Raw genomic sequence first — 18,065 nt, forward strand, 5'->3', positions numbered from 1 at the left:
CGGGCCTGGGCGCGCTGCGGCGCGCCCGGGCCCGCGGTGTTTTCCGCGCGCCGGCGGATCAGCGCGTGGCGGCCTTCGCCAGATGATCGAGCGTCGCCGCGACGGCCGGCACCTGGGCCAGATCCGGCAGGGTGAGAGCGACGATCTCGCGCCGCACGGGCGGCTCCACCGTCACTGTGCGTGCACCCTTGGGCCGAACAGACTCGATGGCCAGTTCGGGCAGGACCGCCACGCCGAGGCCCGCGCCGACGAGTCCGACCACGGCCGGATAGTCGTCCGTCGCGAAGTCGATGCGCGGGGTGAAGCCCGCGCCCCGGCACACCTCCACCAGCTGGCGGCGGCACCGGGGGCAGCCCGCGATCCACGGTTCGTCGGCGAACGCGTCGATGGTCACCGAGCCCGCGCCGGCCAGCGCGTGCGCCTCGGGCACCAGGCCCACGAGCCGGTCGGCCAGCAGCGGCCGCACGACGAGGTCGTCCCACTCCTCCTGGGCCTGCGCCCCCTCATATCGGAAGGCGAGCGCCACGTCGCAGTCGCCCTCGCGCAGCATCTCCACCGAGCGCGGCGGTTCGGCCTCGACCAGGGACACGCGCGTGCCGGGGTGCTCGGCGCGCAGGGCGGCCAGCGCGGTCGGCACCAGCGTCGAGCTGCCGCTGGGGAAGGAGACGAGCCGGACCCGGCCGGCGCGCAGGCCCGCGATCGCGGCGACCTCCTCCTCGGCGGCCGTGAGCCCGGCGAGGATGCCCGCCGCGTGCCGTACGAGGGCCTCGCCGGCCTGGGTCAGGCGCATCTCGCGGCCGGTGCGGATGAGCAGCGGGGTGCCGGCCGAGGACTCCAGGGCCTTCATCTGCTGACTGACCGCGGGCTGGGTGCAGCCCAGTTCGCGGGCCGCGGCGGAGAAGGAGCCGGTGGCGGCGACGGCGCGCAGGACACGGAGATGACGGGCCTCGATCATTCCTCAAGCATAAGCGGAGCTTGGGGTCCGCGCTGATTAATGCATGGCGGCTTTGGAGCGGGGTCCCGTAGCGTGCGCTGTCATGAAGCTTCTGTCTCTCAATCTGGGCCGCCCCGTGGCCGTGGAGTACACCGATCAGGCCGAGGGCGTGACCGGCATCGACAAGCGGCCCGTGGAGGGGCCCGTCCGGGTGGCGGCGCCCGGCGAGCGCGGGGTCGGCGGGAGCGGCCTGGCCGGCGACGCGGTGTGCGACCTGCGCCATCACGGCGGCGACCACCAGGCCGTGTACGCGTTCGCACGCGAGGACCTGGACGGCTGGGAGCGGGCGCTCGGCCGGACGCTGCCGAGCGGCTGCTTCGGCGAGAACCTCACGACGGAGGGCGTCGACGTGTCGGGCGCCCTGATCGGCGAGCGCTGGCGGGTCGGCCCCGACCTGCTCCTCGAGGTGGCCTCGGGCCGTATCCCGTGCCGCACGTTCCAGGGGCACCTGGGTGAGCAGGGCTGGGTCAAGCGGTTCACGCAGGAGGGGGCGCCGGGGGCGTACCTGCGGGTGATCGAGCCGGGTGAGATCCGGGCCGGGGACGCGATCGAGGTCGTGCACCGGCCGGAGCACGAGGTGACCGTGGCCTTGCAGTTCCGCGCGGTGACGGTCGAACGGGCGCTGCTGCCAAGGGTGTTGGCGGCCGGTGACGCGCTGAGCCCCGACACCGCGCGGGCGGCGCGCGAGTACGTCGCCAAGTACGGCTCGGGGAACGCCTCTTGAGCCGGGGCGCCTCTTAAGGGAGAACCCGGCCGGGGGCGAGGGCGGGGATCGGGGTCGGCTCCGGGGCCGTCCCCGATGTGCCGGGACCGGCCCCGACGGGACGCTCGACGCATGGCCCACACCGACCGAAAGACCCCCGGCAGGCGCCGCCTGCGCCGTGTCCTCACCGTCCTCGGCTCCGTCGTCGCCGTCCTCGCCCTCGCCGTCGGCGCGGGGGTGTGGTGGCTGTGGTCCGACGCGAAGGTGACGACGGCCGGCCGGACGGCGTTCACGAACGAGCTGGCGATCCCGCCGCTCGCGGAGTCGCACGTCGACGAGAAGACCGGGCGGCGCGTCTTCGACCTGCGGATGCAGGCGGGCGAGACCGAGTTCCGTCCCGGCCGCAAGACGCCGACCTGGGGCTTCAACGGGAACTACCTGGGCCCCACGCTGCGCGCGAAGCGCGGCGAACGGGTCGAGGTCCGGGTCCGCAACTCCCTCGACGAGGCCTCCACCGTCCACTGGCACGGCATGCACCTGCCCGCCCGGATGGACGGCGGCCCGCACCAGATGGTCGAGCCCGGCGCCCGCTGGTCGCCGAACTGGCGGATCGACCAGCCCGCGGCCACCCTCTGGTACCACCCGCATCCGCACGGGAAGACGGAACGGCACGTGCAGCGCGGGCTCGCCGGCATGTTCCTGCTGGACGACGAGAACAGCGAGCGGCTCGCGCTGCCGAAGCGGTACGGGGTCGACGACCTGCCGGTCGTGGTGCAGGACGTGAAGTTCGACGGGGACCGCTTCGACCACGGCCACGGCCTGATGCAGAACATCGGCTTCCTCGGCGACCGCACGATGGTCAACGGCACTCTGGACCCGTACCGGGTGGTGCGCGACGAGCGCGTACGGCTGCGCCTCCTGAACGCCTCGACCGCGCGCACGTACGACTTCGGCTTCGCCGACGGCCGCGAGGTCGCCCTTGTCGGCACCGACGGCGGGCTCCTGGAGCGGCCGGTGGCCGAGGACCGGGTGCGGCTCTCGCCCGGTGAGCGGGCCGAGGTCGTGGTGCGGATGCGGGCCGGGGAGCGGGCGGTGCTGCGCGGCTTCCCGCTGGACAGCGGCTACGGGGACGCCTGGCAGAAGCGGTTCGCGGGCGGCGACGACTCGTTCGACGTACTGCAGCTGCGCGCCGCGCGCACCCTGCGCCCCTCCCCCGGCGTCCCGGCGAAACTCGCCGGGCAGGAACTGCCCGACCCCGCGGACGCCGTGCGCGAGCGGCACTTCGAGCTGAAGATGAGCGGGATCAACGGCCGCTCGATGGAGATGGACCGCGTGGACGCCACGGTCACCCGGGGCACGACCGAGGTCTGGACGGTCCGCAACGAGAACGGCATGCCGCACAACTTCCATGTGCACGACGTGCAGTTCAGGGTCGTATCGGTGAACGGGGCCAGGCCGCCCGCCGCCCTGCGCGGCCGCAAGGACACGATCCTCGTCCCCAGCGGTACGACGATGAAGATCGCCCTGCGCTTCGACGGCGGGCCCGAATTCGCCGACCCCGACACGCCGTTCATGTACCACTGCCATCTGCTGTACCACGAGGACGGCGGAATGATGGGCCAGTTCGTGGTCGTCGACCGGGGCGGCCGGGCCGGTACGCCGAAGGGCGGCGGGCACGCGGGGCACTGATCGCTCACTACCCTTGCCCCATGACTACGGCACTGATCACCGGATCCACCGCGGGCATCGGCGCCGCGTTCGCCAGGCGCCTCGCCGCCGACGGCCACAACCTGGTCCTCGTGGCGCGCGACACGAAGCGGCTCCGGGAGCAGGCCACCGAACTGCACGACGGGCACGGCATCGAGGCCGAGGTCCTCCCGGCCGACCTGTCGACGGACGAGGGGATCGCGGCGGTCGAGGAGCGGCTGCGCAACCGCCGCTCCCCCGTCGACCTCCTCGTCAACAACGCGGGGTTCGGCAACAAGGGCCGTTACCTCGACGTCCCGATGGCCGACGAGCTGACGATGCTGAAGGTGCACATCGAGGCGGTCCTGCGGCTGACCTCGGCGGCGACCGAGTCGATGCGGGAGCGCGGACGCGGCGGCGTGATCAACGTGGCGTCGGTCGCCGCGTTCGTCCCGCGCGGCACCTACGGGGCGTCCAAGGCGTGGGTCGTGCAGTTCACGCAGGGCGCGGCGAAGGACCTGGCCGGCAGCGGCGTCCGTCTGATGGCGCTGTGCCCCGGCTTCGTACGGACGGAGTTCCACGAGCGGGCCGGCATGGGCACGGACAACATCCCGAAGTGGATGTGGCTCGACGCGGACAAGCTGGTCGCGGCGGCCCTGACCGACCTCTCCCGCGACAAGACCCTCTCCATCCCCGACCCCCGCTACAAGGCGCTGATGGGCGTGGTGAAGCTGACCCCCCGCCCCCTCCTCGGCGGCCTCACGTCCCGGACGGGGCGCAAGTACGGGCCTCAGTAGTCAGGCCCGCGGGAGGGTCAGCTCACGCAGGGGGTCGCCGCCGTCGATGAAGAGGCGGGCCGTCGGGGTGGTGGCCGCGGCGATGCGGGTGAGGGCCTGGTGGGCCGTCTCCGGGTGGCGGCCGTCCAGGGCGCCGACGCGCACGGCGAAGACGAGATCGTACGGTTCCTCGCCGTCCAGCAGGACGAAGTCCTCCGCGGCGGCCCGGCGGACCGCGAGGCGGCCGGCGGCGATCTGGGCCGCACCGGCGCGGCGGGCCTGTTCGACGGCGGTGGCGGAGCGGTCGATCGCCAGGACGAAACCGGTGTCGAGCCGGCCGGCCACGGCGCGGGCGGCGACGCCGGGGCCGCAGCCGATCTCCAGGACGCGGGAGTCGGGGCGGAGCGGCAGCGCGTCCACGATCGCGGCGAGGCGGGGGGACGGACGCGGGGTCATGGCATCAGGCTAGGGCGTGTCGCCCTGGTGCGCCGGACGCGCCGAGGCCCGGCCCCCCGCTGTGGTGCGGGGAGGCCGGGCCTCGGTCGGGGACCTGGGAGGGTCAGTGGGCGTGGCCGTGGCTGTGGCCGTGGCCCGCCTCGGCCTCCTCCTCGGCCGGCTTCTCGACGACCAGGGTCTCGGTCGTCAGGAGCAGGGAGGCGATGGAGGCCGCGTTCTCCAGGGCGGAGCGGGTGACCTTGACCGGGTCGATGACGCCGGCCTTGACCAGGTCGCCGTACTCGCCGGTCGCGGCGTTGTAGCCGGAGCCCTTCTCGAGCTCGGCGACCTTGGAGACGATGACGTAGCCCTCGAGGCCCGCGTTCTCCGCGATCCAGCGCAGCGGCTCGACGGCGGCGCGGCGGACGACCGCGACACCGGTGGCCTCGTCGCCGGTCTTGCCGAGGTTGTCCTCAAGGACCTTCACGGCGTGGACGAGCGCGGAGCCACCACCGGAGACGATGCCCTCCTCGACCGCGGCGCGGGTCGCGGAGATGGCGTCCTCCAGACGGTGCTTCTTCTCCTTGAGCTCGACCTCGGTCGCGGCGCCGACCTTGATGACGCAGACGCCGCCGGCGAGCTTCGCCAGGCGCTCCTGCAGCTTCTCGCGGTCCCAGTCGGAGTCCGTGTTCTCGATCTCGGACTTGATCTGGTTGACGCGGCCGACGACGTCCTCGGACTTGCCGCCACCGTCGACGATGGTGGTGTCGTCCTTGGTGACGGTCACGCGGCGGGCGGAGCCCAGCACGTCCAGACCGGCCTGGTCGAGCTTGAGGCCGACCTCCTCGGCGATGACGGTGGCACCGGTGAGGGTGGCCATGTCCTGGAGCATCGCCTTGCGGCGGTCACCGAAGCCGGGGGCCTTCACGGCGACGGCGTTGAACGTGCCGCGGATCTTGTTCACGACCAGGGTCGACAGGGCCTCGCCCTCGACGTCCTCGGCGATGATCAGCAGGGGCTTCGAGCCGCCGGCCTGGATGACCTTCTCCAGGAGCGGGAGCAGGTCCTGGATCGCGCCGATCTTGCCCTGGTGGATCAGGATGTACGGGTCGTCGAGGACGGCCTCCATACGCTCCTGGTCGGTGACGAAGTACGGGGACAGGTAGCCCTTGTCGAAGGCCATGCCCTCGGTGAAGTCCAGCTCCAGACCGAAGGTGTTGGACTCCTCGACGGTGATGACACCGTCCTTGCCGACCTTGTCCATCGCCTCGGCGATGAGCTCGCCGACCTGGCTGTCCTGGGCGGACAGACCGGCGACGGCGGCGATGTCGGACTTCTCGTCGATCGGGCGGGCCGTGGCGAGCAGGTCCTCGGAGACGGCCTTGACGGCGGCGTCGATGCCCTTCTTCAGGGCGGCCGGGGAAGCGCCCGCGGCGACGTTGCGCAGACCCTCCTTCACCAGGGCCTGGGCCAGCACGGTGGCGGTGGTCGTACCGTCACCCGCGATGTCGTTGGTCTTGGTCGCCACCTCCTTCACCAGCTGGGCGCCGAGGTTCTCGTACGGGTCCTCGACCTCGACCTCGCGGGCGATGGTGACACCGTCGTTGGTGATGGTGGGGGCGCCGAACTTCTTGTCGATGACGACGTTGCGGCCCTTGGGGCCGATCGTCACCTTGACCGTGTCGGCAAGCTTGTTGACGCCGCGCTCGAGGGCGCGACGGGCGTCCTCGTCGAACTTCAGGATCTTCGCCATGGGAGCGGTTCAGCCCTCTCGGAAAGCTAGGGGTGATGCTGGGTGGTGAAAAACGAACCGCGCCCCCGACCCCGGCTTCTTACGATGCGGGTGCCAGGGGCGCAAATTCGAAACAAAGGTGCTGCTTCTCGACTTACTTCTCGACGATCGCGAGGACGTCGCGGGCCGAGAGGACGAGGTACTCGTCACCGTTGTACTTGACCTCGGTGCCGCCGTACTTGCTGTACAGCACGACGTCGCCGACCTTGACGTCGAGCGGCAGGCGCTCGCCGTTCTCGAAGCGGCCCGGGCCCACGGCGAGGACGGCGCCCTCCTGGGGCTTCTCCTTCGCGGTGTCCGGAATGACCAGGCCCGAGGCCGTGGTCTGCTCGGCGTCGAGCGGCTGGACCACGATGCGGTCCTCGAGCGGCTTGATGGCAACCTTGGAGCTGGCGGTCGTCACGATCCGACCTCCCCCTTCGGAGATCTCACGGGGTTAACTGTCTGAGGTGGCGACCAGGTGGATCCGTCGTCGCGGGTGCCGGACCTGCCCGTCGCTGTGTTGGCACTCTCCAGTGGTGAGTGCCAGGGCCGAGACTATGACCGGGATTAGCACTCGGTCAAGCGGAGTGCCAAATGCCTGCGGCGCTGTGTCGGGTTTTCTGGGCGGCTTCGCCGGTCCGGGGAGGCGCCGTGGCTTTGGCGGATCGTTGCCGGGTGCCGGTCGGTGGGGCTTCTCGCGCAGTTCCCCGCGCCCCTGAGATGCACACCCTCCGGGTGGCATCTCATCGGGGTCAGACGTAGTCCTCCAGCCTTGCCACCGTGAAGCCCTGTTGCTGGATGTGGTGGAGGAGGCGGGTCGTCGGGGTGGTCAGGGGGCCCGTGCCCCGGGGCGGGAGGATGATGTCGCCGGGGCGGAGGCGGTCGGTGCGGGACGGGTCGCGGCCGAGGACGATCGCGTCGATGCCGCAGGCGCCCGCCGCTCTGAGTGTGCTGGCGTCGTAGTCGCCGGACGGCGGCCGCAGCAGGCGCGGGGCCCGGCCGAAGCGGCCCGCGAGCCGGCGCTGCTGCCCGCAGATCTCGGCGTGCTGGCGGACGTAGCCGAGGCCGGGCAGGTACGGGTGGGTCAGGGTGCGGTTCTGGACGCCGGCGCCGAGCGCGCGCAGCGTGCCGTACGGGCCCCGGCCCGGGCCCGCGGCGGAGCCGTCGAGGAAGACGGAGACCGGCAGGCGCAGGTCGCGGACCAGTTGCGGGAAGCGCGGGTCGCGCTCGACGCCGCCGTCGAAGGTCAGGAAGACCACCTTGTCCCGGGTGGGGACGCGCTCGATCACCGGCGGCACCGCGCCCGGCGCCCGGCGCGGCAGCACCGGGCGGGACGGCGGCGCGGGCGGCGGGTCCAGCGGCTCGGCGAGCCCCCAGCGGCGGTGTGCGGCCGGGCCCGCGCGGTCGTCCCGCCCGGGGCCCGCGGCGCCGGGGGCGCGTGCCGCCGCCCGGTGCGGATGGCTGCGGACCTTCTGCGCGGCCTTGCGGCCCATCCGCTCGAGCGGATCCACGGACTGCGCGCACCCGGTGAGCAGCGCGGCGGCCAGCGCGCAGCCGATCAGCCGCGTGCCGCACCGCCGTACCGCCGCCCCCACCCCTGGACGTGTCACAGGTAGTCCTCCAGGCGGGCGACCGCGTAGCCCTTGTCGGTGACGTACTTCAGGAATTTACGGACCATGTCGGGCATGGTGCCCTTCCAGTCGTCCCGTCCGCGGAAATGCGTGAGGATGATGTCGCCCGGATGGATGTTCCTGTCCCACTCCCGGTAGTCCATACGGTCGACGAAGACCTCGGCGTTCCAGATCGGCGCGTACTCGATCCCGCAGGCCTTTGCGGCCCTGAGGGTGTCCTGGTTGTAGTTGCCGAACGGCGGGCGCATCATCGTGGGCCGCTTGCCGTACTGCTTCTCCATGACCCGCTGCATGCCGCAGATCTCGTGCTTCTGGCGCGCGTAGGACAGGCCCGGCAGGTACGGGTGGGTCAGCGTGTGGTTGTTCAGGGAGACGCCGAGCCGCTGGGCCTTCTTGAAGTAGCCGTAGTCGTCCTTGATCTCGTCGTTCGTGAGGAACGCCGTGTACGGGATCCGCAGCTCGCTCATCATCTGGAGGAACCTCGGGTCCTTCTCGGCCCCGTCGTCGATGGTGAGGAAGACGACCTTGTCCTTGGTGGGGACCGTCGTGAAGACCGGGGGCAGGCCCAGCTCCTCCTGGTCCTCGACCTCGAATCCCTTGCGCGGCTCGATGACGGGCTTGTGCGCGGGCGGGGCGGGTGCGACGAGCGGCGCCTTCGCCAGGCCCCACCGCTTGGCGAGGACGAGCCGCGCGGTCTGGGCCACGCGCTGGCGGGCCGCGTAGTCCGCGCGGGCTCCGGCGGGGGCCGCGGCGCCCAGACCCTGCGGCACCGAGCGCAGGACGCCGCGCGGCATGCCCGCCGGGAGCGCGGCGAGGGCCTGCGGGGCGCCCTGCGCGGGCCGGGCGGGCTTCTGCGCCTTCTTCCCGGCGGGCTCTTCGGCCGGCTTCTCGGCCTTCTTCCCGGCGGACTTGTGGGCGTGCCCCTCAGCGGGCTTCCCGGCGTACTCCTCGGCCTGCTTCCCGGCGGACTTCTCCGCGTGCTCGCCGGCCTGCTTCTCCGCGCGCTCGCCCGCCTGCTTCTCGGCGGACTTCTCCGCATGCTCACCGGCCCGCTCACCGGCCTGCTTCTCCGCGGGGCGGTCCGCGTGGCCCTGGGCGCCCTGGGCCCCCTGCGCGCCGCGGGGCGCGCCCGTGTCGGACCGGTCCTCGGGGCCCGCGGCGCAGCCCGAGGCGAGGGCGGCGGCGATGAGCGCCGCGGCCGTGCCGCGCACCGCCGCGCGGCGGCCCGTACGGCGTCCCGAGTGCGGTCCGGCCCGGCGGCCCGCACGTCTCGGAGTCCCCTTCGCGGCGGTTTCTTCGTTTTGTCGTACTAGTTGCATGGCGCCGGATCCTCGCAGGCCACCGCGCCGTTCAGGGGCCGACACCGCCGCCGGGACCGCACCATCCACCGACTGGCCCACAATGGGCCGGGTGAGCTCCTTCTCCACCCCCGCCGACCTCGCCGCCCTCCTCGCCCCGGAGGGCCGGGCCCTCCTCGACGAACTGCGCGACCACGACCCGGGCCAGGAGCTCGCGCTCGCCACCCGGCTGCGCCGCGACCACCCCGCCGACCTCGTCTCGGCGGCGCTCACCCAGGCCCGGCTGCGCCAGCGCGCGGTCGCGAAGTTCGGGGCGCAGGACGCGGCCCGCATGTTCTTCACCCCGCACGGCGTCGAGCAGGCGACCCGGACGAACGTGGCGGCCCACCGCGCCGACGAATTCACCGCGCTCGGCGTCCGCTCGGTCGCCGACCTGTGCTGCGGCATCGGCGGCGACGCGATCGCCCTGGCCCGCGCGGGCGTACGGGTCCTGGCGGTCGACCGGGACCCGCTGACCTGCGCCGTCGCCCGGGCCAACGCGGAGGCGCTCGGTCTCGCCGAGCTGATCGAGGTGCGCGAGGCGGACGTCGCCGAGGTGGACACCGCCGGCTACGACGCCGTGTTCGTCGACCCGGCCCGGCGCTCCGACAAGCGCGGCCGGATCTTCGACCCCGAGGCGTACTCGCCGCCGCTGTCCTGGGCCGTGTCCGCCGCCCTGAAGGCCCCGCGCGCCGCGCTGAAGATCGCCCCCGGCATCCCGCACGAGGCGATCCCGGCGGAGGCGGACGCCGAGTGGATCTCCGACGGGGGCGAGGTCAAGGAGGCCGTGCTGTGGTTCGGCACGGAGCCCGGCCGGATGCGGGCCACGCTGCTCCCGGGTCCGCGCATGCTCGCGGGGCGCGGGCTGCCGGACCCCGAAGTGCGGCCGGTGGGGCGGTACTTGTACGAGCCCGACGGCGCCGTCATCCGGGCGCATCTGGTCGCCGAGGTCGCCGAGGAGGTCGGCGGCGGGCTGCTCGACGAGACCATCGCGTACGTCACCGCCGACGAACTGCACGACACCGCCTACGCGGCGGCGTACGAGATCACGGACCTGCTGCCGTTCAACGTGAAGAAGCTGAAGGCGCTGCTGCGGGAACGGGAGGTCGGCGTGCTGACCGTCAAGAAGCGGGGGTCGGCCGTCGAGCCGGAGGAGCTGCGGCGCAAGGTGATGCCGAAGCCCTTCGGGAAGGGGGCGGCGACCGTGTTCCTGACCCGGGTTGCCGGTGCCCCGACCATGCTGGTGGGCGCCCCCGTTCGCTGAGGTCACGGGGCTCCGCCCCGGACCCCGCTCCTCAGTCGCCGGACGGGCTCGTTCTTGCCCGGCTCAGCAGGAAATCCCGTTCCCGTTCGTTCTTCGTCAGGTCCGCCGCGCGGCGGAACTCGGCGATCGCCTCCTCCCGCCTCCCCAGGCGCTCCAGCAGATCCCCCCGCACGCTCGGCAGCAAGTGGTAGCCCCGCAGGGCCGGTTCGGCGGTGAGGGTGTCGACGAGGGCGAGGGCGGCCTCGGGGCCCTCGGCCATCGAGACGGCCACCGCGCGGTTCAGCTCCACGACCGGGGACGGGGTGCGGGCCGCGAGCAGGGCGTAGAGCGCGGCGATCTGACGCCAGTCCGTCTCCTCGTACGTGTGCGCCCGCGCGTGGCACGCGGCGATCGCGGCCTGCAGCGCGTACGGTCCGGGCGCGCCCGTGGCGACCGCCTGCGACGCCGCGAGGGCCGTGAAGCCGCGCCGGATCAGCAGCCGGTTCCAGCGCGTCCGGCGCTGGTCCTTGAGCAGGACGGGGGTCCCGTCGGGCGCGGTGCGGGCGGCTGCGCGGGAGGACTGGAGCTCCAACAGCGCGGCCAGGCCGTGCACTTCGGGCTCCTGAGGCATCAGGGTCTGCAGGACGCGGGCCAGCCGCAGGGCGTCCTCGCACAGGCCGGGCCGCAGGTGGTCGTCGCCGGCGGTGGCCGCGTAGCCCTCGTTGAAGATGAGGTAGATGACCTCCAGGACCGAGCCGAGCCGGGCAGCGCGCTCGGGCCCGTACGGGACCTCGAAGGCGACGTTCTTCGTGGCGAGGGTGCGCTTGGCGCGGACGATGCGCTGGGCGACGGTCGGCTCGGGGGCCAGGACCGCGCGGGCGATCTCGGCGGTGGTCAGGCCGCCGAGCAGGCGCAGGGTGAGGGCGACGCGGGCCTCGGCGGACAGGACGGGGTGACAGCTCATGAAGACGAGCCGAAGCAGGTCGTCGTCGATGTCGTCCGGGTCGGCGGCCTCGGGAGCCGCGTACGCGAACTCGGTGGCGCGGCCGACCTCCTGGAGCTTGCGCGCGTAGTTCTCGCGGCGGCGGACCAGGTCGACGGCGCGGTGCCGCGCGGTGGCCGTGAGCCAGGCTCCCGGGTTGTCCGGGACGCCCGCCTCCGGCCACTGCTCGAGCGCGGCGACCAACGCGTCCTGCGCCAGCTCCTCCGCTATGCCGACGTCGCGCACGACGCGGGTGACGGCCGCGATGATGCGCGGGGCCTCCATGCGGAAGACGGTCTCGACGGTGCGGGCCGTGGTGGGCTGCTGCTCGGTCACGGCCACATCAGACACCCCGGAACGGGGCGCCGCCAAGCGCGGAGGGATCAGCCCTCCTGGATCTCCCGGACCTCGGACGTGACGGTCCAGTGCGGCTCGTGGACCTGGAGGAAGCGCTTGGTCCACTCCAGGCACTCGGCCTCGTCCTTGGTCTGCAGGACCGCGTAGCCGCCGATGACCTCCTTGGTCTCGGTGAACGGGCCGTCGGTGACGGTGATCTCGCCGTTCTCGTAGTGGACGCGCTTGCCGTGCGAGGTGGGCATGAGCCCGGCCGTGTCGAGCAGCACGCCGGCCTTGGTCATCTCCTCGATGAGGGCGCCCATGCGCTGCATGAGGCCCTCGCTGATGCCCTCGGCGGGGGTGTTGTTCTCGTCGATGCGGACCATGGTCAGGTAGCGGGGCATGGTGTTCTCCTCAGTGCGTGACGTGGTGGCCGTTCCCGGCCTCTCACCCGTACGTCGATCGGGGAACGCCCCGATCGACACCGGCACCGATTTTTCTCGAAAAAACTTTCCCGCGCCCGCCGAACCACATCATTACGGGGATGGAATCCCAGGTCAGACGGCTTCGAACCGCCACCTGTGCACGGTCCTCGTCACCAGATCGGCGGGCGGTTCGGGCAGCTCCGGCAGTCGCGCGTCGTACATCGCGTCCCACCACGTGATGACGAGGACCCGGTCCTGCGGGGCGCGGAACGTCTCGCGGCGCTCCGGCTCCCGCTCCAGGACCTGGTTCCGCGTCCAGGCGAGCAGCTCCTCGCCGCGGCCCTCGGCGGCCCGGGCCTCCCACATCAGCGCGACGGTCACGAGTAGAGGTTCTCCTTGCTGACCTCGTGCACGTGGTCGTGGTGGTGACGGCCGGGCACGTGGGTCTCCGTCACCGGGAGCGAGGAGTCCGCCGACAGGTCCCAGGAGGACGGCTGCCGGCCCCGGGCGACCATCTCGGCGCCGAGCGCGGCGACCATCGCGCCGTTGTCCGTGCACAGCTTGGGGCGCGGCACGCGCAGCCGGATGCCGGCGCGCTCGCAGCGCTCCTCGGCGAGGGCGCGCAGCCGCGAGTTGGCCGCGACGCCGCCGCCGATCATCAGGTGGTCGACGCCCTCGTCCTTGCAGGCGCGCACGGCCTTGCGGGTCAGCACGTCGACGACGGCCTCCTGGAAGGACGCCGAGACGTCCCGCACCGGCACGTCCTCGCCGATCGCCCGCTTGGCCTCGATCCAGCGGGCCACGGAGGTCTTGAGCCCGGAGAAGGAGAAGTCGTACGCGGGGTCGCGCGGGCCGGTCAGACCGCGCGGGAACGCGATGGCGGCCGGGTCGCCCTCCTTCGCGTACCGGTCGATGACGGGGCCGCCGGGGAAGCCCAGGTTCAGCACGCGGGCGATCTTGTCGAAGGCCTCGCCGGCCGCGTCGTCGATCGTGGCGCCGAGGGGGCGCACGTCGGAGGTGATGTCGGTGGAGAGCAGCAGCGAGGAGTGGCCGCCGGAGACGAGCAGGGCCATCGTCGGCTCGGGCAGCTTGCCGTGCTCCAGCTGGTCGACGCAGATGTGCGAGGCCAGGTGGTTGACGCCGTAGAGGGGCTTGCCGAGCGCGTACGCGTACGCCTTGGCGGCGCTGACGCCGACGAGCAGGGCGCCCGCGAGGCCGGGGCCGGCCGTGACGGAGATGCCGTCGAGGTCCTTCGCCGTGACGCCCGCGTCCTTCAGGGCGCGCTGGATCGTGGGGACCATCGCCTCCAGGTGCGCGCGGGAGGCGACCTCGGGGACGACGCCGCCGAAGCGGGCGTGTTCGTCGACGCTGGAGGCGACGGCGTCGGCGAGCAGGGTGGTGCCGTGGACGATGCCGACGCCGGTCTCGTCGCAGGAGGTCTCGATGCCGAGGACGAGCGGTTCGTCAGCCATGATTGTTCTCTTCAGTCGCTTTCTCGGTGGTGAGGCGCATCACGAGGGCGTCCACGTTGCCCGGCTGGTAGTAGCCGCGGCGGAAGCCGATCGGCTCGAAGCCGAAGCGCTCGTAGAGCTTCTGCGCCCGGGTGTTGTCGACGCGCACTTCGAGCATCACCTCGGCGACCTCGAAGGCGGTGGCGTGCCGCAGGAGTTCGGTGAGCAGCCGGGCGCCGAGCCCGGTGCCCCACTGGTCGCGGGCGACGGCGATGGTCTGCACGTCGGCCAGGTCCCCGGAGGCGGCGAGGCCGCCGTAGCCGACGAGCCGCTCGGTGCCGTCGCCGTCGCTGTCGTACGCGACGACGTAGCGGCGGGTCGCGCCGGTGCCGCGCGCGTGCGCGAGCTCGGACCAGAACATGCCGCGCGACCAGGCGTCGTCCGGGAAGAGCTCCTTCTCCAGGGCGAGCACGGGATCGATGTCCCACCAGCGCATCTCGCGCAGTTCGGCGCCGGTCACTTCGGGGTGACCACCTTGTAGTTCTTGGGGACCTGGGCGTCGGGGCGGCGCAGGTACAGCGGCCGCGGCTCGTCCAGCTCCTCGCCGGCCGCGAGGCGCTCGGCGGCGAGCGCGGCGAGCGCGCCCGCGGACACGTGCTCGGGGCCGCGCGGGTCGGCGAACGTGTCGGGGTACAGGAGCGCGCCCGCGCCGACCGCGGGCAGCCCGGCGATCTCCTCGGCGATGTCGGCGGGCCGGTCGACGGCGGGGCCGGTGAGGCGGGTGCGGGCGTCCTGGTAGCGCGCCCAGTAGACCTCCTTGCGCCGCGCGTCGGTGGCGACGACGAAGGGGCCCTCGACGTCCTCGGCCGCGTAGGCGAGGCCGTCGAGCGTGCACACGCCGTGCACGGGCACGCCGAGGGCGAGCCCGAAGGTGTCGGCGGTCATCAGGCCCACGCGCAGGCCCGTGTACGGGCCGGGGCCGGTGCCCACGACGATCCCGGTCACGGCGTCGAGGCCGGTGCCGGCCTCGCGGAGCACCCGGTCGACGGCGGGCAGCAGCAGCTCCCCGTGTCTGCGGGCGTCGACCTGACCCGACTCGGCGACGACGGACGTCCCGTCGTGCAGGGCGACGGTGACGGCGGGGGTGGCGGTATCCAGAGCGAGCAACAGCACGCGAACAGCCTACGGCCACCCAGCCCCGGACACGTCCGTGCTCCTGTCGGCCGGGGGCCGCCGCGCCCTGCTGCTAACGTCACCGATAGCCGTCACTGGCGTCGTACGTGGGACATGAGAGGCAGGCACCTGGTGGCACGGAGCAGCACCGGATTCGTCACCGCACTGACCGCGGGCGCGCTGGCCGTGGTCGGCTTCCTCGCCTACCAGGCCTCCGCGAGCGCCCCGGCCGACCTCGGCGCCCACAAGTCCGCCACCCCGGCCGCGACCGCGTCCAAGAAGCCGAAGCACAAGGACCCGGAGGCGCTGCCCGCCGCGTCCGGCAAGGGCGAGCGGGTCGTGTACGCGCTGAGCACCGACCGGGTGTGGCTGGTGGACGGGCGAAACAGGACGCTGAGCACGTACGAGGTCATGCCCGGCACGGTGGACCCGGCGCCGGGCAAGTACTCGGTCGACTCGCGGACCGGGTCGGTGGTCGGCACGGACGGGAAGCCGATCGAGCACGTCGTGCGGTTCGCCTCGGTGAACGGGGTGGCGATCGGGTTCAGTGCCGCGGTGGACGGCTCGACGCCGGAGCCGGACCCGACGAAGCAGACCGGTGGCATCCGTACGTCCCGTGCCCAGGGCGACAAGATGTGGGAGTTCGCCGGGATCGGCCGTCAGGTCGTCGTCGTTCCCTGAGTCCGGGGCGGTCCGGGCGGGGGCGGGGTCGAGACGGCCCGCGCGGCGGCGCACGAGGCCAGCAGGTCCCGCATGCTCACGGGGCGCTCCGCGTCTCGCCGGGCCTGTGTCTCCGGTACCCGTGTGTCACGCTCCGCACCGGACATGGCACCCTCCCGCACCTCATCAGAGCCCCGTAGTTAGGTAACCCTAACTACGGCTCCCCCCGTGTGCAACCTCTTACCGACACCCTGTCGGTACGGAGCGTCTCCACCCAGGTGCCCCCGCCTCCTCCGGCGCCGTCGGCCCGGCACCCACGCCCGGACCGGCGCTTCCGGACAAGGCTGCGCCTCTCTGCACCCGAGCGGGCGCATGCGCCCAGCCCCTCTCCCACCCACCCGCCCCCTCCGGGGGCGTCGGCCCGGCACCCATGCCCGGGACCGGCGCCGCGGTCGAGGTCGAGGTCGAGGCGAGGGTTCGCACCCTCAAGCCCCTCCGGCCATTGAGGAGCGGGGGCCGGGGCGGAGCCCCTGGGGGTGCCGCCGTTGCGGATTGCGGAATCGCCGCCGAGTGCGGGTGCGTCGTGGCTGAGCACGCCCACGCGGCGGAGCCGCACATCGACACAGCCCCGCGCCCCTGAAGGCGCACGTCGCGCGCCCGACAGCGACGGATCGCCAAAACAAGCCCCTCCGGCGATTGAGGAGCGGGGTCCGGGGCGGAGCCCCGGGGTGGCGGCGTCCCGGGCCGGTCAGAGGGCGAACGAGGACAGGTCCGACTGGGTCCAGCGGGGGCCGATTCCGTTCAGGGTGACGACGCGGAGCTCGTCCGTCGTGTCCCCCGTGGCCCGGTCGATGATCACGTGGAGGCGGTCGTCCGCGAGGTCCTCGACCTTGCCGTCGCCCCACTCGACGACGACCACGGAGTCCGGCAGGGACACGTCGAGGTCGAGGTCCTCCATCTCGTCGAGCCCGCCGCCCAGGCGGTACGCGTCGACGTGGACGAGGGCCGGACCGTCACCCAGGGACGGATGCACGCGGGCGATCACGAAGGTCGGCGACGTGACCGCGCCGCGCACGCCGAGCCCCTCGCCGATCCCCCGGGTCAGCGTCGTCTTGCCGGCGCCGAGCTCCCCGGTGAGCATCACGAGGTCGCCGGGGCGCAGCCGCTTGGCCAGCGCGAGGCCGAGCTCGCGCATCGCGTCCGGGGAGTCGACGGTGGCTGTGACTGTGGTGACGGGCAGGGCGTCAGTCGCCGGGTTGTCCATGGTTCCCCACGGTAGCGGCTGCGGGCACCGCCCCCGCACGCGCGAGGAGGTCGGCGAGGCGGTCGGTGACCAGCTCGGGGTGTTCCAGCATCACCAGGTGCCCCGCGTCGGGGACCAGCACGAACTCCGCGCCGGGCAGCAGCGCCGCGATCGCCTCGCTGTGCTCGCTGGGCGTCACGAGGTCGCCCTCGCCGGCCAGGACCAGCACGGGCAGCTCCGCGAACCGCTCCAGCGCCGCCGTCTTGTCGTGGTCCTGGAACGCCGGGTAGAACTCGGCGACCACGTCGATGGGCGTGCCCTCGATCATCCGCTCGGCGAACCGCGCGACCGCCGGATCGACGTCCCGGCTCGCGAACGAGTACCGCTTGATGATCCCGGCGAACAGGTCGGCGGTCGCCCGCCGCCCCTTCTCCACCAGCTCGGCCCGCTGCCCGAGCGCCCGCAGCACCCCGGGCAGCACCCGCCGCACCGCGTTGACCCCCGCGACCGGCAGCCCGTAGTTGACCTCGCCGAGCCGGCCCGCCGACGTACCGATGAACGCGGCGCCGACGACCCGGTCGCGGATCAGCTCCGGGTAGCGGTCGGCCAGCGCCATGACCGTCATGCCGCCCATGGAGTGCCCGACCAGCACGAGCGGGCCCTCGGGCGCGGCCGCGTCGATGACGGCCTTGAGGTCCGCGCCGAGCAGGTCGATGGAGACCGGCGCGCCCTGCTCGGTCTGCTCGACGCCGCGCCCGGAGCGGCCGTGGCTGCGCTGGTCCCAGTACACGCAGCGCACGACGCCGCGCAGCGCCGCCCGCTGGAAGTGCCAGGAGTCCTGGCCGAGGCAGTAGCCGTGGCTGAGGACGACGGTGACCGGGGCCGGGGCCTTGCGTCCGAACAGGCGGCGCCGGCGCGCACCGTCACCGCCCGGCTCGGCCTCGTCGACCTCGTAGTACAGCTCGGTGCCGTCCTGGGCGCGGGCCTTGCCGGGGGTGCCGCGCAGCGCGCCGTACGGTCCGGCCGCGTCCAGGGCGAGCCGGGCCTTCTTGCGCATGCCGCGCCCGACCGTGAGCCGCTCGATGGCGACACCGGCCGCGGCGCCCGCGGCGACCACACCTATCGCCGCGCCCGCGATGCCGGCCCGCCGCCAGTTCCCCGAGGCGGCGGCCTCGGTCACGGCCTGCGCGGCCTGCGCGCCGCTGCTCTCGGTCAT

19 protein-coding genes are annotated in these 18,065 nt (G+C 73.2%); 5 read left to right on the forward strand and 14 right to left on the reverse strand.

The window, feature by feature from the left end:
- Positions 1-58: 58 nt before the first annotated feature.
- Entirely contained in the window at positions 59-955 is an 897-nt protein-coding gene (locus IAG42_RS13950; RefSeq protein WP_188337340.1) for a LysR family transcriptional regulator, read from the reverse strand.
- An 82-nt stretch (positions 956-1,037) separates the two neighbouring features.
- On the opposite strand from IAG42_RS13950, the gene IAG42_RS13955 reads away from it, so the two are divergent.
- The 3 genes from IAG42_RS13955 (at position 1,038) to IAG42_RS13965 (ending at position 4,180) form a co-directional block, all read left to right on the forward strand.
- Positions 1,038-1,718, forward strand: a complete 681-nt coding sequence (locus IAG42_RS13955) for an MOSC domain-containing protein (RefSeq protein ID WP_188337341.1) — start codon at positions 1,038-1,040, stop codon at positions 1,716-1,718.
- 111 nt (positions 1,719-1,829) lie between these two features.
- Positions 1,830-3,386: a multicopper oxidase family protein gene (locus IAG42_RS13960; protein ID WP_188337342.1), complete on the forward strand. Its 1,557-nt coding sequence runs from the start codon at positions 1,830-1,832 to the stop codon at positions 3,384-3,386.
- Positions 3,387-3,406: 20 nt separating this feature from the next.
- Positions 3,407-4,180 carry an SDR family NAD(P)-dependent oxidoreductase gene (locus tag IAG42_RS13965; RefSeq protein WP_188337343.1) on the forward strand — a complete coding sequence of 258 codons (774 nt, stop codon included), beginning with the start codon at positions 3,407-3,409 and terminating at the stop codon, positions 4,178-4,180.
- Here IAG42_RS13965 and IAG42_RS13970 read toward each other — a convergent pair whose 3' ends face one another.
- From IAG42_RS13970 to IAG42_RS13990, 5 genes are all read right to left on the reverse strand, one after another.
- Positions 4,181-4,615 (reverse strand): SAM-dependent methyltransferase, encoded by a 435-nt coding sequence (locus tag IAG42_RS13970; RefSeq protein WP_188337344.1) that lies wholly within the window; start codon positions 4,613-4,615, stop codon positions 4,181-4,183. It lies immediately after the preceding gene.
- Positions 4,616-4,718: 103 nt separating this feature from the next.
- Positions 4,719-6,347, reverse strand: a complete 1,629-nt coding sequence (gene groL, locus IAG42_RS13975) for a chaperonin GroEL (protein WP_188337345.1) — start codon at positions 6,345-6,347, stop codon at positions 4,719-4,721.
- 133 nt (positions 6,348-6,480) lie between these two features.
- On the reverse strand, positions 6,481-6,789 hold the full coding sequence (groES, locus tag IAG42_RS13980; RefSeq protein ID WP_006347174.1) for a co-chaperone GroES: 309 nt from the start codon (positions 6,787-6,789) through the stop codon (positions 6,481-6,483).
- Positions 6,790-7,120: 331 nt separating this feature from the next.
- Positions 7,121-7,978 (reverse strand): polysaccharide deacetylase family protein, encoded by an 858-nt coding sequence (locus IAG42_RS13985; RefSeq protein ID WP_223205997.1) that lies wholly within the window; start codon positions 7,976-7,978, stop codon positions 7,121-7,123.
- Positions 7,975-8,793 carry a polysaccharide deacetylase family protein gene (locus IAG42_RS13990; RefSeq protein WP_188341377.1) on the reverse strand — a complete coding sequence of 273 codons (819 nt, stop codon included), beginning with the start codon at positions 8,791-8,793 and terminating at the stop codon, positions 7,975-7,977. The genes IAG42_RS13985 and IAG42_RS13990 overlap by 4 nt, the downstream gene beginning before the upstream one ends.
- A gap of 607 nt (positions 8,794-9,400) precedes the next feature.
- On the opposite strand from IAG42_RS13990, the gene IAG42_RS13995 reads away from it, so the two are divergent.
- Positions 9,401-10,600, forward strand: coding sequence for a THUMP-like domain-containing protein (locus IAG42_RS13995; protein WP_188337346.1), 1,200 nt, complete (start codon positions 9,401-9,403; stop codon positions 10,598-10,600).
- A 31-nt stretch (positions 10,601-10,631) separates the two neighbouring features.
- Here IAG42_RS13995 and IAG42_RS14000 read toward each other — a convergent pair whose 3' ends face one another.
- The 6 genes from IAG42_RS14000 to tsaB form a co-directional block, all read right to left on the reverse strand.
- Complete coding sequence (locus IAG42_RS14000; protein ID WP_188341378.1) at positions 10,632-11,846, reverse strand: RNA polymerase sigma factor; 1,215 nt, start codon at positions 11,844-11,846, stop codon at positions 10,632-10,634.
- A gap of 98 nt (positions 11,847-11,944) precedes the next feature.
- Complete coding sequence (locus tag IAG42_RS14005) at positions 11,945-12,301, reverse strand: YciI family protein (RefSeq protein WP_188337347.1); 357 nt, start codon at positions 12,299-12,301, stop codon at positions 11,945-11,947.
- A gap of 153 nt (positions 12,302-12,454) precedes the next feature.
- Positions 12,455-12,703: a hypothetical protein gene (locus IAG42_RS14010; RefSeq protein ID WP_188337348.1), complete on the reverse strand. Its 249-nt coding sequence runs from the start codon at positions 12,701-12,703 to the stop codon at positions 12,455-12,457.
- Entirely contained in the window at positions 12,700-13,794 is a 1,095-nt protein-coding gene (tsaD, locus tag IAG42_RS14015; protein WP_188337349.1) for a tRNA (adenosine(37)-N6)-threonylcarbamoyltransferase complex transferase subunit TsaD, read from the reverse strand. Before tsaD ends, IAG42_RS14010 begins: the two co-directional genes overlap by 4 nt.
- Positions 13,787-14,269: a ribosomal protein S18-alanine N-acetyltransferase gene (gene rimI, locus IAG42_RS14020; RefSeq protein WP_188341379.1), complete on the reverse strand. Its 483-nt coding sequence runs from the start codon at positions 14,267-14,269 to the stop codon at positions 13,787-13,789. Before rimI ends, tsaD begins: the two co-directional genes overlap by 8 nt.
- 20 nt (positions 14,270-14,289) lie before the next feature.
- Positions 14,290-14,946 carry a tRNA (adenosine(37)-N6)-threonylcarbamoyltransferase complex dimerization subunit type 1 TsaB gene (gene tsaB, locus IAG42_RS14025; protein WP_188337350.1) on the reverse strand — a complete coding sequence of 219 codons (657 nt, stop codon included), beginning with the start codon at positions 14,944-14,946 and terminating at the stop codon, positions 14,290-14,292.
- Positions 14,947-15,078: 132 nt separating this feature from the next.
- On the opposite strand from tsaB, the gene IAG42_RS14030 reads away from it, so the two are divergent.
- Positions 15,079-15,627: a hypothetical protein gene (locus IAG42_RS14030; RefSeq protein WP_188337351.1), complete on the forward strand. Its 549-nt coding sequence runs from the start codon at positions 15,079-15,081 to the stop codon at positions 15,625-15,627.
- A gap of 727 nt (positions 15,628-16,354) precedes the next feature.
- Here IAG42_RS14030 and tsaE read toward each other — a convergent pair.
- A complete protein-coding gene (tsaE, locus tag IAG42_RS14035; RefSeq protein WP_188337352.1) occupies positions 16,355-16,870 on the reverse strand; it encodes a tRNA (adenosine(37)-N6)-threonylcarbamoyltransferase complex ATPase subunit type 1 TsaE in 516 nt (171 codons plus the stop codon).
- A complete protein-coding gene (locus IAG42_RS14040) occupies positions 16,851-18,065 on the reverse strand; it encodes an alpha/beta fold hydrolase (RefSeq protein ID WP_188337353.1) in 1,215 nt (404 codons plus the stop codon). The genes tsaE and IAG42_RS14040 overlap by 20 nt, the downstream gene beginning before the upstream one ends.

Source organism: Streptomyces xanthii, assembly GCF_014621695.1.
GTDB classification, from domain to species: Bacteria; Actinomycetota; Actinomycetes; order Streptomycetales; family Streptomycetaceae; genus Streptomyces; species Streptomyces xanthii.

Coding starts and splice junctions, on each gene's coding strand:
- IAG42_RS13970 (WP_188337344.1), bottom strand. CDS start 4,615: ATGACCCCGCGTCCGTCCCCCCGCCTCGCCGCGATCGTGGACGCGCTG.
- IAG42_RS13995 (WP_188337346.1), top strand. CDS start 9,401: ATGGGCCGGGTGAGCTCCTTCTCCACCCCCGCCGACCTCGCCGCCCTC.
- IAG42_RS13960 (WP_188337342.1), top strand. CDS start 1,830: ATGGCCCACACCGACCGAAAGACCCCCGGCAGGCGCCGCCTGCGCCGT.
- IAG42_RS14000 (WP_188341378.1), bottom strand. CDS start 11,846: ATGGAGGCCCCGCGCATCATCGCGGCCGTCACCCGCGTCGTGCGCGAC.
- IAG42_RS13965 (WP_188337343.1), top strand. CDS start 3,407: ATGACTACGGCACTGATCACCGGATCCACCGCGGGCATCGGCGCCGCG.
- IAG42_RS14005 (WP_188337347.1), bottom strand. CDS start 12,301: ATGCCCCGCTACCTGACCATGGTCCGCATCGACGAGAACAACACCCCC.
- groL (WP_188337345.1), bottom strand. CDS start 6,347: ATGGCGAAGATCCTGAAGTTCGACGAGGACGCCCGTCGCGCCCTCGAG.
- IAG42_RS13990 (WP_188341377.1), bottom strand. CDS start 8,793: ATGCCGCGCGGCGTCCTGCGCTCGGTGCCGCAGGGTCTGGGCGCCGCG.
- IAG42_RS13950 (WP_188337340.1), bottom strand. CDS start 955: ATGATCGAGGCCCGTCATCTCCGTGTCCTGCGCGCCGTCGCCGCCACC.
- tsaD (WP_188337349.1), bottom strand. CDS start 13,794: ATGGCTGACGAACCGCTCGTCCTCGGCATCGAGACCTCCTGCGACGAG.
- tsaE (WP_188337352.1), bottom strand. CDS start 16,870: ATGGACAACCCGGCGACTGACGCCCTGCCCGTCACCACAGTCACAGCC.
- rimI (WP_188341379.1), bottom strand. CDS start 14,269: ATGCGCTGGTGGGACATCGATCCCGTGCTCGCCCTGGAGAAGGAGCTC.
- IAG42_RS13955 (WP_188337341.1), top strand. CDS start 1,038: ATGAAGCTTCTGTCTCTCAATCTGGGCCGCCCCGTGGCCGTGGAGTAC.
- IAG42_RS14040 (WP_188337353.1), bottom strand. CDS start 18,065: ATGACCGAGAGCAGCGGCGCGCAGGCCGCGCAGGCCGTGACCGAGGCC.